Origin of the sequence: Enorma burkinafasonensis (assembly GCF_902150035.1) — a bacterium.
GTDB lineage: Bacteria > Actinomycetota > Coriobacteriia > Coriobacteriales > Coriobacteriaceae > Enorma > Enorma burkinafasonensis.
In genome coordinates this window covers 49,117-63,905 of the sequence record NZ_LR597505.1, presented here as the reverse complement: position 1 = coordinate 63,905, position 14,789 = coordinate 49,117, and the positions used below count along the sequence as shown (strand labels likewise).

Below are 14,789 nucleotides of genomic sequence, written 5' to 3'. Positions count from 1 at the left end.
GTCTGTAGTTCAATCGCACGACTTGAAGGAGCCTCTGTGGGAAGCCACTTTCGCAAGCCGAGTGACGGGCAGGATGCTCCGCTGCATCAGGAAACGCAGCCTGCTTCGCACTTCGCGTACTCCTCGGAACCGGCTCAGCAGCCTTCGCTGAACCCGTCGTCTGCGGCACCGTCCCTCGACGCCGATGCGGCGCAGGATCCGTTCGCCTATCACCCATCCATTGACGATGCGGCGGCCCAGGCGCCGCTCAACCCCATCCTCAACGTGCCCGCGCCCGCGGCGCCTGCCGTGTCGCCGAGCGACACCGGCGCGTTCATGGCGAGCGCCGGCGTCCGCGTGCCGGACGTCACCGCGCCCGCGGTGCCCGCGGTGACCGCCGACCAGGCCGACGAGGTCGCCTCCCTCGACAGCGCGCTCGAGAGCTCGGACTTCACGTCCGTGTTCGCGCCGGTCGGCGACTCGCGCAAGAAGATGGCGCGCGAGGCCGGCGTCGAGCCCGTCATCCTCATGGAGCACGTGACCAAGGTCTACCCGGCGCAGCCGAACAAGCCCGCGCTCGAGGACGTCAACATCGAGATCTACCCGGGTGAGTTCGTCTTTTTGGTGGGCCATTCCGGCTCCGGCAAGTCGACCCTGCTGCGCACCATCATGCGCGAGGTCAAGCCCACGTCCGGCCGCGTGATCGTGGCGGGCCAGGACCTCACCCGCATCCGCAACCGCAAGGTGCCCTACCTGCGCCGCCAGATGGGCATCGTGTTCCAGGACTTCCGCCTGCTGCCCAACAAGACCGCGTACGAGAACGTGGCCTTCGCCCTCGAGTGCATCGGCAAGCCGCGCGGCGTCATCCGCTCCCAGGTGCCCGAGGTGCTGCGCCTCGTGGGTCTCGGTGACCAGATGAAGTCGCGCCCCGACCAGCTCTCCGGCGGCGAGCAGCAGCGCGTGAACGTCGCGCGCGCGATGGTCAACCGACCGCCGCTGCTCATCTGCGACGAGCCCACGGGCAACCTCGACCCGGCGATCTCGCTGGGCATCATGAAGCTCTTGGAGCGCATCAACCGTACGGGTACCACGGTCATCGTGGCCACCCATGACCGCGAGATGGTCGACTCCATGCACCGGCGCGTGATCGCGCTCGAGGCAGGCCATGTCATCCGCGACCAGGAGAGGGGAGGCTACGGTAACTATGGCGCCTTCTAACCTCGGCTACTCGCTGCGCGAGGCCTTCAGCCACTTCGGCCGCAACTGGACCACGTCGGTCGGCGCGGTCATCACCATCTTCCTGTCGCTGTTCATCATCGGCCTGTTCATCATCGGCTCCGCCATGATCACCTCGGCCATCGGCACGATCGAGGACTCGGTCACCATCAACGCGTTCATCTCGGACGAGGCGTCCGACGAGGACGTCGAGGCGTTCCGCGCCACGCTTGAGAGCTGGGACAACGTCGCGAACGTCGACTTCCGCTCCAAGGATGAGGCGCTCGAGGCCTGGCAGGGCATGACCGATAACGCCGACTCCACGCTCTCCGCGCTCGACGGCGAGAACCCGCTGCCGCGCTCGTTCGTGATCGAGATGGAGGACTCCTCGCAGGTCGAGGCCATGGCCGACCGCATCAAGGAGGACCCCGGCTTCCAGGCGATCGCCGACGGCGGCGACGTCGACGGCAGCGTCCTCTACAGCCAGGAGGAGGTCGGCCGCCTCTTCCAGATCACCGGCTACATCCGCGTCGCGCTCATCGTGCTCGTGGCGCTCTTGACCTTCATCGCCTTCATCTTCATCAACAACACCATCCGCCTCTCCATCACGGCGCGTCGCCGCGAGATCGCCATCATGCGCCTCGTGGGCGCCTCGAACGGCTTCATTCGCGGGCCGTTCATCACGGAGGGCGTGCTGCAGGCCCTGCTCGGTGCCGCCCTCTCCATCGGCGTGCTCGAGCTCATCCGCAACCTGCTCATGCCGCGCCTGCATACGATGGTGAGCTGGCTGTCGTTCGACGTGCCGCTCGACATCTTCCTCATGACGTACGGCGCGCTCGTGGTCGTGGGCATCGTGATCGGCCTGTTCGGCTCCGCGATCGCCATGAGGCGCTACCTCAAGGTGTAGCGTACCGCTGACCTCGTCAGGGGCCGGCCATCCTCGGTGCTGCGATTCCCGCGACCCGGTCGCGCGCAGGCGGGGGTGGCCGGCCCTTTGCTCTATCGGGGCGATGGGCGGGGTGTCGAGGCGGCGGGGCGTGAGATGCGCGGGCCCTGCGAGCGGTGGGGCACGACACCAGATGGGTACGAGGATTGCGAGAAGGAGGGCTCCATGGGACGCAAGCGACATGCGGCGAACCGCCGCAAGCCGACCCGCGGCCAGCGCCGGCCGAGCCTCACCGGCACCGTGCGGCTCACCGAGGCGGGCGGTACGGTCGAGACGGCCGAGGGGACCTTCAGGCTCGCGGGCAGGTCGCTCCGCGAGGTCATGGCGGGCGATACCGTCGCCATCAGCACGCACCGCGGCAACCGCGGCGAGCGGCGCGCGGTCGTCGAGGGCGTCATCGAGCGCGCGGCGACCACAGTCGTGGGCACCTTCGCGCCGGCGGGCCCCTTGGGTTGCGTGCGCCCCCTGGACACGCGCCTCAAGGCCGATTTCTTCGTTCTTCCGCGCGACCGCTCCGCCCAGGAGCTCGGCGTGCGCGAGGGCGACGTGGTGAGCGCGCGCATCGAGAGCTACCCTTCGCGCTACGAGTCGGGCGTGGTGACCATCGAGCGGCGGCTGGGCGACGCCGATGCGCCCGATTTGGGCATCCGCTGCATCATGGCGCGCTACGACCTCGAGGACGGCTATCCCGAGCCAGCGCTCCGCGCGGCGGAGGGCCTCGCGCTCGATATCGAGGGCGCGCTCGCGGACCCGCTCCGCCGCGACGTCCGCGACGCGTTCGCCCTGACCATCGACCCCGTCGACGCGCGCGACTTCGACGACGCCATATCGATCGCGCGCCGCGCGGACGGCGGCTTCGACCTCATGGTCCATATCGCGGACGTGTCGCACTTCGTCGCCTGGGAGGACGCGATTGACCTCGAGGCGCGCCGCCGGGCGACCTCGGTCTACCTTGCGGACCGCGTGCTGCCCATGCTGCCCGAGAGGCTCTCGTGCGACCTCTGCTCGCTGCGGCCCGGCGAGGACCGCCTGGCGTTCACGGTCGCGATGCGCTTCGATGGGCGGGGGCGCCTGCGCGGGGGCGAGGCCTTCCCGAGCGCCATGCGCTCGCGGGTGCGCCTCTCCTACGACCAGGCCGATGCCGTGCTCGAGGGGGATGCCTCTACGGCGACCGAGGAGCTGCGCACCGCGGCGGCCGCGGGCGTCGACCTCGCGGCCTTCCTTGCGGACGCCGCCGAGCTCGCGCGCTTGCGCAGGCGGCTGCGGTTCGAGCGCGGCGCGGTCGACTTCGACACCGTCGAGGTCCATGCCCTGCTCGACGAGGAGGGCTGGCCCTACGAGCTCGCGAGCCGGCACCGCACCGAGGCCACCGGCCTCATCGAGGAGGCCATGCTCGCCGCCAACGAGTTCGTGGCGGAGTGGCTCTCCGCGCGCGACATCGTCTGCGCGTACCGCGTCCACGACCGTCCCTCGCCGGACCATCTGCACGACGCGGCGGCGACCCTCGCGGAGCTCGGTATCGTGAGCCGGCAGGAGGCAGCGGAGATCTCGCTCGGCAGTCAGGCGGCCATGCGCGCCGTGCTCGCGCGCGCTGCCGGCACGCCGTCTGCCGAGCTCGTGAACGCGCTGCTCCTGCGCGCGATGCAGCGGGCGGTCTACCGGCCGGAGAACGCGGGCCACTACGCGCTCGCGGCGAGTGCGTACTGCCATTTCACGAGCCCGATCCGCCGCTATCCGGACCTCCTTGTGCACCGTGCCCTCAAGGTCGCGCTCGCCCGTGAGCGCCTGGGCGAGCGGGCGGCCCGCGAGCGCATGCGCGCGCTCACCGGCCAGGGCCGCGAGTGCCTGGAGCGCATCGCGCCCGCCCTCTGCCGCTCCTCGAGCGACCGCGAGCGCATCGCGGACGCGGCGGGCCGCGCCTCCCAGAAGGTCGAGGTGGCGCGCTACTTCTCCCGCCGCGTGGGCGAGCGCCTGAGGGGCACCGTGACTTGGGTGGACCAGCTCGGCGCGTTCGTGCGCCTGGAGGGGTCGGAGGCAGAGGGCCTCATCCACGTGCGCGACCTGGGCGACGAATGGTTCGAGCTCGACGAGCGCGCCCTCACCTACACCGGGGCGGCGACCGGCCGTACGGTCCGCCCGGGCGATCGGGTGATCGTCGAGGTGCGGCGTTGCGACGTCCTGCGCGGGCATCTCGATCTCGCGCTCGTCGCGGGCCCGCGTACGCTACACTGATAGCCTTGACGATAGGAGGGGCCATGGACCTGCCGTTCGACGAGAACGACCTCAACCGCATAGAGAACTTCCTGGGGCAAGGGGACACCGAGGCCGCCCTTCCCGCCCTGCTGGAGCTGCGCGACGCCGTCGAGGACTATGCCGCCACCGCGTGCCCGGCGAGCGATGAGGTGCAGTACTTCTGCTTCGCCGACGCCTTCGAGCGCCTCGCGTACCGGCGCGTCGAGGGCGACCCGCGCACGCTCGTGCAGGTGGGGGCACCCTTCGACCGCGTGTACGCCGATCTGGCCTTCGCCTACATCAGCCAGCAGGAGCACGCGCTCGCGCGCGACGCCCTCATGCAGGCGGTGCGCTGGGACCCCATGAACTGCGCGTACAGGCTCGACCTGGCGGAGCTCTTCCATATGCTCGGCGACCGGCAGGAGTGGGCGTCGCTGTCGTTCTCGGTGCTCGAGCGCGCCGCGGACGCCGCGCATGTCGGCCGCGCCTACGCCGCGCTCGGTGAGTTCTTCCTCGACGAGGGAGAGGGCGCCGCGGCTGCCGGATGCGCGCGCCGTGCCGCCCGCTTCGCGCCCACGGACGGCCATACGCGCCGGCTGCTCGCCCGCCTCATGGACGAGGCGCCCGACGCCGCCGAGCTCTCCGACGACGAGGCGACCTCGGCTCTCGCCGCCCAGGGCGTCCCGACCGACCCCAATGCCGAGATCGCCATCTGCCTCATCATGTGCGCGACCGATGCCTCGCAGGCGGGCGACCGCGACGAGGCGGCGCGCCTGACGCTCCGCGCTCGCGACCTGGTGGGGGAGGACGCCGTGCGGGCGCTCATCCAGCTCGTCCGCGAATCCGATGCCGAGCTCGCCGCCGAGCGCGGCGACGACCCCGAGGAGGCGAGCGCCGATGCCCACGCGTAGGGAGCGCAAGACCATCGCCAAGAACCGCTCCGCCCGGCACGAGTACTTCATCGAGGAGACCTACGAGTGCGGCGTGTCGCTCACCGGCACCGAGGTGAAGAGCCTGCGCGAGCGCGCCTGCCAGATCACCGACACCTTCGCCCTCATCCGCGGCGGCGAGTGCTGGCTCGTGGGGGTGCACATCCATCCCTACAGCCACGGCACCATCTTCAACCGCGATCCCGACCGGCGCCGCAAGCTATTGCTGCACCGCAAGGAGATCGACCATCTCGACGCCAAGCTGCGCACGCGCGGCTACGCGCTCGTGCCGCTTGAGCTCTACTTCGACGCGAACGGCCGGGTGAAGCTCCTGCTGGGCCTCGGCCGCGGCAAGAAGCTCTACGACAAGCGCGAGGACATGGCCAAGCGCGACATGCAGCGCGAGATCGAGCGCGCCCTCAAGGAGCGCAACCGCTAGCCGGCATGTTCCGCGGCTCGGCGCGTCGCGTTCGCAGAATCCCCCTGCGCGTAGGGGGCCGCAATGGGTACCATACGGGCAACTACCCGGTCCCACCCGATGGGAAGGAGCCCCATGGACCTCACAGCATTCTTCAAGATGAGCTACGGCCTGTACGTCGTCTCGGCCGAGGCCGACGGCAGGCGCGCCGGCTGCGTGGTGAACACGGCCGTCCAGGTCACGGCGGAGCCGCCGCGCGTCTCGGTGGCGGTGAACAAGGAGAACGTCACCGCGGGTGTGATCGCCGCGGCGGGCGCCTTCACGGTCACGGTCATCGACAAGACGGCCGACATGCCCTATATCGGCAACTTCGGCTTCCGTTCGAGCGACACCTACGACAAGTTCGAGAAGTACGGCTGCGAGACGTCGACGGTGGGCAGCCCCTACTCGCCCGAGCACGTCTGCGCCCTGCTCGCCTGCCGTCTCATCGATACCGTCGATGTGGGCACGCACTACCTCTTCATCGGCGAGGTCGCCGACGCGCAGGTGCTCTCGGACGAGGAGCCCCTCACGTACGGCTACTACCATGCCGTGCTCAAGGGGAAGACACCGCCCAAGGCATCCTCGTACCAGGCATCGTAGGCCGTCTCGGAGCTGCTCCGCGCATATCTTATCGAGAATGTGTCCTAAATGTTTAAGATTCCCTGATCGGCGCTCGATAGGTTTGAGAACGGTCGGGGTGGATATACTACCGGTAAGTTCATCGCCTATGAAAGGATGGTCCCCATGGCTGACGAGAAGACCTACAAGTTCGTGTGCGTCGTCTGCGGCTACGAGGTCGAGGTCGATACGCCCGAGCTGCCCGAGGACTTCGTGTGCCCCGTCTGCGGCGTCGGTCCCGATCAGTTCGAGCTGGTCGAGGAGTAGATCGCTCCGCATCCACGAAGGATCGGCTGTCTAGCGAAGGGCCGCGAGTTCGCTCGCGGCCCTTGTTCGTCTCGCGCCCGGGCGAAGCGGTGCGATATGTCGGTTTACCTTCTGGGGCGGTCTATCGATGGCATGGGGAGAGGTGCTGGCGGCCAGGTGGATGATGCATCCCGGGGTTGGTGTCGTAAGAACGCGCATCGTCGTACGAATCATGCAGATGAACCACTGGTATCGTACGAATTCTGCATTCCATCAGTATCATCGTAATTAATATGTAAAATCTAATAAACTTCTGAATTTATCTTACGATAGGATTGGTAGAAATGCAGAAAATGTACGATAGTCAATCTCAGAATGCATTAATCGTACGATAGAATTTCATGAATGCATAAACATTACGATAGTGAAATTCAGAATGCAGAAACAGTGCGAATCTTTTTTTGAGAATGAAGAAATCTTACGATAGTAATGCGGTAGGCATAATCCGCATGATACGACGGTGGATTTGGGGGCGCAGGACCGTTGCGGTCTCTTGAGCGTCCGTAGGGGGAACGGCATACATGGATCACGGCTCCGATTGTGCCGTCGGGGCGCGGTCGATGCGGGCGCTTGAGACCTTGTTGATGAAGCGTCAAAATAGGGCGCACGAACCGTCCGATCCGGGGAGCCGCGGGTGCGGAGCCCGGCGGGGGAGGCGGAGCGTCTTGGATGCGGTCGCGAGGGGGCGCCATGTGGGCATATGAGAGCGTTTTCTACCAGATCTTCCCGCTCGGTATGTGCGGGGCACCGCAGGTAAACGACGGCGTTTGCGTGCCGCGCGTGCGCCATATCGCCGACTGGGCGGACTATCTGCATGAGCTGGGGATCGGCGCGGTGCTGCTCAACCCCGTCTTCGAGTCGGGGACGCACGGTTACGACACCTGCGACCTGCGGCGCGTCGATTGCCGCCTCGGCACGAACGAGGATCTGGCGTATGTGGTGCGCGCCCTGCATGACCGGGGGATCCGCGTGGTCCTCGATGCGGTCTTCAACCATGTGGGCCGCGGCTTCTGGGCGTTCCAGGACCTTAAGGCCCACGGGTGGGACGCGCGCTACCGCGAGTGGTTCATCACGAACTTCGATGGCGACTCCCCGTATGGCGACGGGTTCTGGTACGAGGGCTGGGAGGGGCACTTCGAGCTCGTGAAGCTCAACCTCGCCAACCCCGAGGTGGCCGGTTACCTGCTGGATTGTGTGCGCTTCTGGCGTGAGGCCTTCGATATCGACGGCCTCAGGCTCGACGTGGCCTATTCGCTCGACCGAGGCTTCATGGGGCGCCTGCGCGGCCTTGCCGACGAGTTCGGCGCCCAAGGCGGCCCCGGCCGGGAGTTCGCGCTCATCGGCGAGACGCTCCACGGCGACTACAGCCAGCTCGTGCGCGACGGCATGCTGCACTCGTGCACGAACTACGAGTGCTATAAGGGCCTGTACTCGAGCTTCAACTCCCATAACATGTTCGAGATCGCCCATTCGCTGCATCGGCAGTTCGGGAGCGACCCCTGGTGCATCTACCGGGGGCTGCACCTGCTCTCGTTCGCCGACAACCACGACGTGACCCGCCTCGCGAGCATCCTCGCGGACCCCGGGCACATACCCTGCGCATACGGCGCGCTCTTCGGCATGCCGGGGATCCCTTGCCTGTATTACGGCAGCGAGTGGGGCATGGAAGGCGTCAAGGGCGCGGGCAGTGACTGGTCGCTCAGGCCGGCGCTCGACATGCCGGAACGCACCGACCTCACCGCCTTCATCGAGCGCCTCATCGCGGCGCGCACCGCGCGCGATCCCCAGACGGGCGCCCTTGCGCCGGCGGCCGCCGCGCTTGCGTATGGCGGCTACCGCAACGTGGTCATCGCGAGCGAGCAGCTGCTCTTCGAGCGCGCTCTGGACGGCGTGCGGGTGCTCATCGCGGTGAACGCCTCGCGGGAGCCGGCGCGTATCGAGGCGGCCGAGCTTGTGGGCGTCTTTGCCGATCTTTTCGACGGGGGCGCGCCGGTGGAGCTCACGGGTGCGCTCGAGCTCCCCCCGTACGGGGTTCGCTATCTTCAGGCGCGCTCCTAGGGACATGCGCGACCGGGCCGTATGACCGTCGGCCGATGCGTCCGCCTTCTTTGTCCGCGCGCCGCGTATACTGGATAGCGGACAACAGCCTAGCCCGCCGCAGCGGGCGCATCTCACAAGGACGTCGCCATGAAACGCATCCCCGGTGCGTGCGGTCGCCGTGTTCGCGACCGTGCCCGTGCACCCCTATCTCCCGTACCCGTAAGCCTTACGCCCGTCGAGGTGATGCGCCATGGCATCGCTTAGGACGAGTCACCGTTGGGCTGTGGCGCCCGAGAACCCCCGTCTCGCCGACGACCTCGCCGTGGGGCTCGGCGTGCCCTCGCTTGTGGCGCGCATCATGGTCGCGCACGGCATCTCCTCGGTGGAGGAGGGGCGCGCCTTCCTCACCCCCTCGCTCGAGCGCGACTGGGCGGACCCGCTCGCCATCCCGGGCATGCCCCAGGTGGTCGAGCGCGTGGCGCGGGCCGTGCGCGACGGCGAGCGCATTGCGGTGTTCGGCGATTTCGACGTGGACGGCATCACCTCGACCTGCCTGCTCACCGAGGCGCTCCGGGAGCTCGGGGCCTCGGTCCATCCCATCATCCCGCACCGTTTCGATGAGGGCTACGGCCTCTCCGCGGCGGCGCTCGACCGCGTGACGGCGGAGTGCGACCCGTCGCTCGTGGTGACCGTGGACAACGGCATCGCGGCCCGCGACGAGGTGGCGCATCTGCGCGAGCGCGGGGTCGACCTGGTGGTGACCGACCATCACGAGCCGGCGGACATGGTCCCCGAGGGCATTCCCTTGACCGACCCCAAGCTCGTCGCCGACGGCCCCTCGCACGAGCTCGCGGGCGCGGGCGTGGCGCTCAAGCTCGTGCAGGCGCTCGGCGCCGCGCTGGGCGCTCCGGACCTGTGGCGGCGCTACCTCGAGGTGGCGGCGCTCGGCACCGTGTCCGACATGATGCTGCTCACGCCCGAGAACCGGGCGCTCGTGGCCGAGGGCATCGCGCAGATGCGCGCGACCGAGCGGCCCGGCTTCATCGCGCTCGCGGCGCTCACCCGCACCGACCTCGCGACCATCACGGCCGATGCGCTCTCGTTCTCGCTCATCCCGCGCCTCAACGCCGCGGGCCGCATGGCCGACCCCACCCTGGCGCTCGACCTCCTGCTCGAGCGCGACCCCATCGAGGCGGGACGGCTCGCCTCCGAGCTCGAGGCCATCAACCAGGAGCGGCGCGACATCGAGGCGGCTCTCACCGAGGACGCCGCCCGCCGCGTGGAGGAGACCTATACCGGCGGCCGCGTGATCGTGGTGGGCGGCGAGGGCTGGCACGAGGGCGTGAAGGGCATCGTCGCGAGCAGGCTCGTCAACCGCTACCACGTGCCGGCGCTCCTCTTCTCGATCGAGGACGGTGTCGCGCGCGGCTCGGGGCGCTCGGTGGGCGCCGTCAACCTGTTCGATGCCGTCGAGCGCTGCTCGGATCTGCTCACGCGCTTCGGCGGGCACGCGGACGCCGTGGGCGTCACGTTGCCCGCCGACCGCCTCGACGAGCTGCGCTCGCGGCTCGACGCGGTGCTCTCGGAGCTTCCCGAGGAGGCGTTCGAGGACACCGGCGAGGTCGCCGCGACGGTGAGGCTCTCCGAGCTCGATGTCGAGACCATCGAGAAGATCTCGCTGCTCGAGCCCTTCGGCCAGGGGAACAAGGTGCCCCTGCTCGCGGCGACGGGCGTTTCGATGACCGACCGGTTCTGCGTGGGCAAGACCGGCGACCACATGCGCTTCACGGCGACGGACGGGGTGGCGAGCGTGGCGGCCATCATGTTCCGCGCCCCCGACGTCGATGCGCTCTGCGCGTGCGACTCGGTGGTCGACCTCGTGTTCGAGGCGGTCGCCGAGCACTGGCAGGGCCGCGTCAAGCCCAAGCTCATGGTGAGGGACATCCTCTGCCGTACCGCCGGCGACGGCGCCCCGACGGACCCCGGGGACGACGGGGCGGCGTCCGACCGCGACGCCTTCGCCGAATCCGACGGCGCCCCGCTTGGCGCCGACGGCGGCGACCCCGTGCTCGAGGACGCCCCGCTCCCGCCGTCGGCTGCAGACGGCCCCGATGCCGCGGCACGCCGTCGCGCGCTCCTCGAGACGCTCTCCTACGACGAGCTCACCCGCACCCTGCTCCATGAGTTCATAGGCCAGGCCTCCCCGCATCCCGCCCAGCGCGAGGCGCTCGACGCGCTCGCGGCGGGCGAGAGCACGCTCGCGGTCATGGGGACCGGGCGCGGCAAGTCGCTTATCTTCCAGGTGCACGCCGCGCGCGAGGCCATCGCGCGCCATCGGGGGAGCATCCTCGTCTACCCGCTGCGCGCGCTCGTGGCGGACCAGGCGTTCCACCTCGTCTCGTCGTGCGCGCGCCTGGGGATCCGGGCGGCCGTGCTCACTGGCGAGACGGTCGACGCCGCCCGCGAGCGGGCCTTCTCGGCCTATGCCGCCGGCAAGCTCGACATCGTGCTCACCACGCCGGAGTTCCTCTCGATCCACCGCGTCCGCTTCGTGGGCGCGGGGCGCACGGGCTTCCTCGTCATCGACGAGGCGCACCACGCCGCACGCGCCCGCGCCGGCGAGCGCTCCGCCTACCTCGACCTGCCCGAGGTGATCCGCGCCCTCAGGAACCCGACCGTCCTCGCCGTCACGGCGACGGCCGACGCGGCCTGCGCCGACGAGATCGGCCGGCTGCTCGGCATCGAGCGGACGGTCGTCGACGGCACGGTGCGCGAGAACCTCGAGCTCGAGGACGACCGCGATTCCGCGGCGCGCGAGATGCGCCTCGTGTCGATCGTGGCGACCTGCGAGAAGTGCGTCGTGTACGTGAACTCGCGCGACCAGTCGGTGGCGCTCGTCAGGACCCTGCGCAAGCGCGTGCCCGAGCTCGCCGGGCGCATCGCCTTCTACCACGCCGGGCTCTCGCGCGAGGAGCGCTCCCGCGTCGAGGAGGCCTTCCGCGCGAGCGCGCTCACCTGCATCGTGTCGACCTCAGCGTTCGGCGAGGGCGTGAACCTGCCCGACATCAGGCACGTGGTCCTCTACCACATGCCGTTCTCGGCGACCGAGTTCAACCAGATGAGCGGCCGCGCCGGCCGCGACGGCGAGCCCGCGTGCATACACCTGCTCTACTCCACGCGCGACGCGCGCATCAACGAGCGCATGCTCGATGCGGCCGCCCCCGAGCGCGAGGAGCTCGTGACGCTCTACCGGGCGCTGCAGACCATGTGGCGCGCGCACCGCGGCAAGACCGGCGAGCAGAGCTTCCCGGCGAGCGATGTGGACATCGCGAACATGTGCCTCGCCATCGACGCGCGCACGCCGGTGGACGAGCGGTCGGTCTCGAGCGGCATCGCGATCTTCGAGGAGCTCGGCTTCGCCGAGGTGCGCGACCGCTCGGGCACCCGGCGCATCAGCATGGCCGAGCAGCCGGGGCACATGGCGCTCACGCGCTCGATCAGGTACCTCGAGGGCCTGCGCACGCGCTCGGCGTTCACGTCGTTCCGCAGCTGGGCGCTCACCGCGTCCGCTCGTGATATGCTTGCACAGGTAAACCGTCCGATCGTCCCGCGGCCGGGGCGGCTCGCGGAAGGTCGTGAAGGGTAGGGATCTCGATGGATGCTGCAACTCGCGCGGCGCACGACGCGTCGCTCACCTCGTTCTCGCAGATGGTGCACTACACCTCTGCCGACGACCTCCCGCCCGAGATCTGCGCCGACAACTTCGACCGCCTGCAGCAGCTGTGCGGCAAGTACATGAGCGACGCCGACAGCGCCATGGTCGAGCGCGCGTACTGCTTCGCCGCCGAGAAGCACTCGGCCCAGAAGCGCCGCTCGGGCGAGCTCTACATCAACCACCCGGTCGAGGTTGCCATCATCCTGGCGGAGCTCAACATGGACTGCGACGTGGTGTGCGCGGCCCTTCTGCACGACACCGTCGAGGACACCGAGACCTCGCTCGCCGACGTGGCTGGGATCTTCGGCGAGACGGTCGCCGAGCTCGTCGACGGCGTCACGAAGCTCACCAACATCGAAGTCGACAACATGGACGAGAAGCAGGCGCTGAACCTGCGCAAGATGTTCCTCGCCATGTCGAAGGACATGCGCGTCATCATCGTCAAGCTCGCCGACCGCCTGCACAACATGCGCACGCTCGCGGCGCTGCGCGAGGACCGGCGCCTGTTCAAGGCCCGCGAGACCATGGATGTCTACGCGCCGCTCGCCGACCGCCTGGGCATGAGCTCCATCAAGTGGGAACTCGAGGACCTCTCGTTCTTCTACCTCGAGCCCGAGGCGTACCAGCGCATCGCGCGCATGGTCGCCGAGAGCCGCGAGGTCCGCGAGCGCTTCCTCGCCGAGACGATCCGCGTGCTCACCGACGAGCTTCACGACCTGGGCATGGAGGGCTTCCAAGTCAACGGCCGCTCCAAGCACTACTGGTCCATCTACCAGAAGATGAAGCGCAAGGGCAAGGAGTTCTCCGAGATCTACGACCTGGTGGCGCTCCGCGTCATCTGCCGGTCCGTGGGCGACTGCTACTCGGCGCTCGGCGCGGTCCACTCGCTGTGGCACCCCATGCCGGGGCGCTTCAAGGACTACATCGCCATGCCCAAGTCCAACAACTACCAGTCGCTCCACACGACGGTCATCGGCCCCACGGCGCGCCCGCTCGAGATCCAGATCCGCACGTACGAGATGCACGAGCAGGCCGAGTACGGCATCGCCGCGCACTGGCTGTACAAGAAGTCCGGCGGCTCCACCGCCACCAAGTCCACGGACGCCCAGCGCCTGGACGACCAGATCAACATGCTCAAGCACTCGCTCGACTGGGCAGCCTCCGACGAGATCGACGACCCCAAGGAGTTCCTCCACTCCCTCAAGGTCGACCTCTACGATCAGGAGATCTTCGTCTTCACGCCCAAGGGCGAGGTCATGAGCCTGCGCGCCGGCGCTACGCCGCTCGACTTCGCCTACGCCGTCCATACCGAGGTGGGCAACCACTGCATCGGCGCCAAGGTCAACGGCGCGGTGGCGCCGCTCACCCACGTGCTGCTCACGGGCGACCAGGTGCAGATCCTCACCAACAAGAACGCCAAGCCGTCGCGCGACTGGCTGAACATCGTGAAGACGCCGTCCGCGCGCTCCAAGATCAAGCGCTACTTCTCAGCCGCGACCAAGGACGAGGACGCCGCCGCGGGCCGCGACATCCTGGCCAAGGACCTGCGCAAGCGCGGGTACGGCATCTCCACGCCCCGGTCCACGCGCGCTCTCGGCACCGTGTGCGAGCAGCTCAACTACCGCACGATCGAGGACCTGTTCGCCGCGATCGGCTCGGGCAGGGTGCCGCCGCGCATGGTGGGCAACCGCGTGGAGCAGATCCTCGACCCCAAGCCGATCGACGCGCCCCGCCCGCAGCCCGCTGAGGCCCCGCAGCAGCCCGCCCGCGGCTCGAACCGCAAGCCGCAGCGCCGGCAGCGCCGCAACTCGGGCGTCATCGTCAAGGGGCAGTCGGGCGACGGCCTGCTCGTGCGCCTGGCCCACTGCTGCAACCCGGTCGCGGGCGACGAGATCGTGGGCTTCATCACGCGCGGCCGCGGCGTCTCGGTGCACCGGGCGAACTGCCCCAACGTGAAGGGCCTCATGGAGCATGCCGAGCGTATGATCGACGTCGAGTGGGACAACGCCGCCGACGCGACCTTCCAGGTCGAGATCGTCGTCGAGTGCCTCGACCGCATGGGCCTGCTCAAGGACGTGACCATCGCGATCGGCGACGCGGGCGGCAACATCCTCTCGGCGAGCACCTCGACCGACGGCGAGGGCGGGGCCATCCTGCGCTTCCTGGTCGAGATCTCCGACGCGAGCGGCCTCGACCCGCTGCTCGCGACGATCGGCAGGGTGGAGAGCGTCTACGACGCGCGCCGCCTCATGCCGGGCGAGGGCAACAAGACCCTGAAACCCATCGCGTAGACGCCGCGGGTCCCGCCTGCCGCTCGCGGCCGCGCGGGCGCCGCGTGCTGGAAAGGAA

At 68.9% G+C, this 14,789-nt stretch carries 10 protein-coding genes; all 10 read left to right on the top strand.

The genetic code is table 11. The annotated features are described in order from the left end of the window. Nucleotides 1-36 precede the first annotated feature (36 nt). Nucleotides 37-1,197, top strand: a complete 1,161-nt coding sequence (gene ftsE, locus FS885_RS04300; RefSeq protein ID WP_144743772.1) for a cell division ATP-binding protein FtsE — start codon at nucleotides 37-39, stop codon at nucleotides 1,195-1,197. After that, on the top strand, nucleotides 1,184-2,101 hold the full coding sequence (ftsX, locus tag FS885_RS04295; RefSeq protein WP_144743771.1) for a permease-like cell division protein FtsX: 918 nt from the start codon (nucleotides 1,184-1,186) through the stop codon (nucleotides 2,099-2,101). Before ftsE ends, ftsX begins: the two co-directional genes overlap by 14 nt. A gap of 204 nt (nucleotides 2,102-2,305) precedes the next feature. Next, complete coding sequence (locus FS885_RS04290; RefSeq protein WP_144743770.1) at nucleotides 2,306-4,372, top strand: ribonuclease R family protein; 2,067 nt, start codon at nucleotides 2,306-2,308, stop codon at nucleotides 4,370-4,372. Between the two features lie 23 nt (nucleotides 4,373-4,395). Then, nucleotides 4,396-5,283, top strand: a complete 888-nt coding sequence (locus tag FS885_RS04285) for a hypothetical protein (RefSeq protein WP_144743769.1) — start codon at nucleotides 4,396-4,398, stop codon at nucleotides 5,281-5,283. Next, on the top strand, nucleotides 5,270-5,740 hold the full coding sequence (smpB, locus tag FS885_RS04280) for an SsrA-binding protein SmpB (RefSeq protein ID WP_144743768.1): 471 nt from the start codon (nucleotides 5,270-5,272) through the stop codon (nucleotides 5,738-5,740). The genes FS885_RS04285 and smpB overlap by 14 nt, the downstream gene beginning before the upstream one ends. 114 nt (nucleotides 5,741-5,854) lie before the next feature. Continuing rightward, nucleotides 5,855-6,361: a flavin reductase family protein gene (locus tag FS885_RS04275; RefSeq protein WP_144743767.1), complete on the top strand. Its 507-nt coding sequence runs from the start codon at nucleotides 5,855-5,857 to the stop codon at nucleotides 6,359-6,361. A 144-nt stretch (nucleotides 6,362-6,505) separates the two neighbouring features. Continuing rightward, a complete protein-coding gene (locus FS885_RS04270) occupies nucleotides 6,506-6,646 on the top strand; it encodes a rubredoxin-like domain-containing protein (RefSeq protein ID WP_144743766.1) in 141 nt (46 codons plus the stop codon). A gap of 729 nt (nucleotides 6,647-7,375) precedes the next feature. Next, on the top strand, nucleotides 7,376-8,743 hold the full coding sequence (locus tag FS885_RS04265; protein WP_144743765.1) for an alpha-amylase family glycosyl hydrolase: 1,368 nt from the start codon (nucleotides 7,376-7,378) through the stop codon (nucleotides 8,741-8,743). Nucleotides 8,744-8,975: 232 nt separating this feature from the next. Beyond that, nucleotides 8,976-12,371 carry a single-stranded-DNA-specific exonuclease RecJ gene (recJ, locus tag FS885_RS04260; RefSeq protein ID WP_144743764.1) on the top strand — a complete coding sequence of 1,132 codons (3,396 nt, stop codon included), beginning with the start codon at nucleotides 8,976-8,978 and terminating at the stop codon, nucleotides 12,369-12,371. A gap of 8 nt (nucleotides 12,372-12,379) precedes the next feature. After that, on the top strand, nucleotides 12,380-14,731 hold the full coding sequence (locus tag FS885_RS04255; protein ID WP_144743763.1) for a RelA/SpoT family protein: 2,352 nt from the start codon (nucleotides 12,380-12,382) through the stop codon (nucleotides 14,729-14,731). Nucleotides 14,732-14,789 lie beyond the last annotated feature (58 nt).

What these genes read in the sequence shown, in the direction of transcription:
- FS885_RS04270 (WP_144743766.1), top strand. Translation starts at nt 6,506, where the DNA reads ATGGCTGACGAGAAGACCTACAAGTTCGTGTGCGTCGTCTGCGGCTAC.
- recJ (WP_144743764.1), top strand. Translation starts at nt 8,976, where the DNA reads ATGGCATCGCTTAGGACGAGTCACCGTTGGGCTGTGGCGCCCGAGAAC.
- smpB (WP_144743768.1), top strand. Translation starts at nt 5,270, where the DNA reads ATGCCCACGCGTAGGGAGCGCAAGACCATCGCCAAGAACCGCTCCGCC.
- FS885_RS04265 (WP_144743765.1), top strand. Translation starts at nt 7,376, where the DNA reads ATGTGGGCATATGAGAGCGTTTTCTACCAGATCTTCCCGCTCGGTATG.
- FS885_RS04285 (WP_144743769.1), top strand. Translation starts at nt 4,396, where the DNA reads ATGGACCTGCCGTTCGACGAGAACGACCTCAACCGCATAGAGAACTTC.
- ftsX (WP_144743771.1), top strand. Translation starts at nt 1,184, where the DNA reads ATGGCGCCTTCTAACCTCGGCTACTCGCTGCGCGAGGCCTTCAGCCAC.
- FS885_RS04255 (WP_144743763.1), top strand. Translation starts at nt 12,380, where the DNA reads ATGGATGCTGCAACTCGCGCGGCGCACGACGCGTCGCTCACCTCGTTC.
- FS885_RS04275 (WP_144743767.1), top strand. Translation starts at nt 5,855, where the DNA reads ATGGACCTCACAGCATTCTTCAAGATGAGCTACGGCCTGTACGTCGTC.
- FS885_RS04290 (WP_144743770.1), top strand. Translation starts at nt 2,306, where the DNA reads ATGGGACGCAAGCGACATGCGGCGAACCGCCGCAAGCCGACCCGCGGC.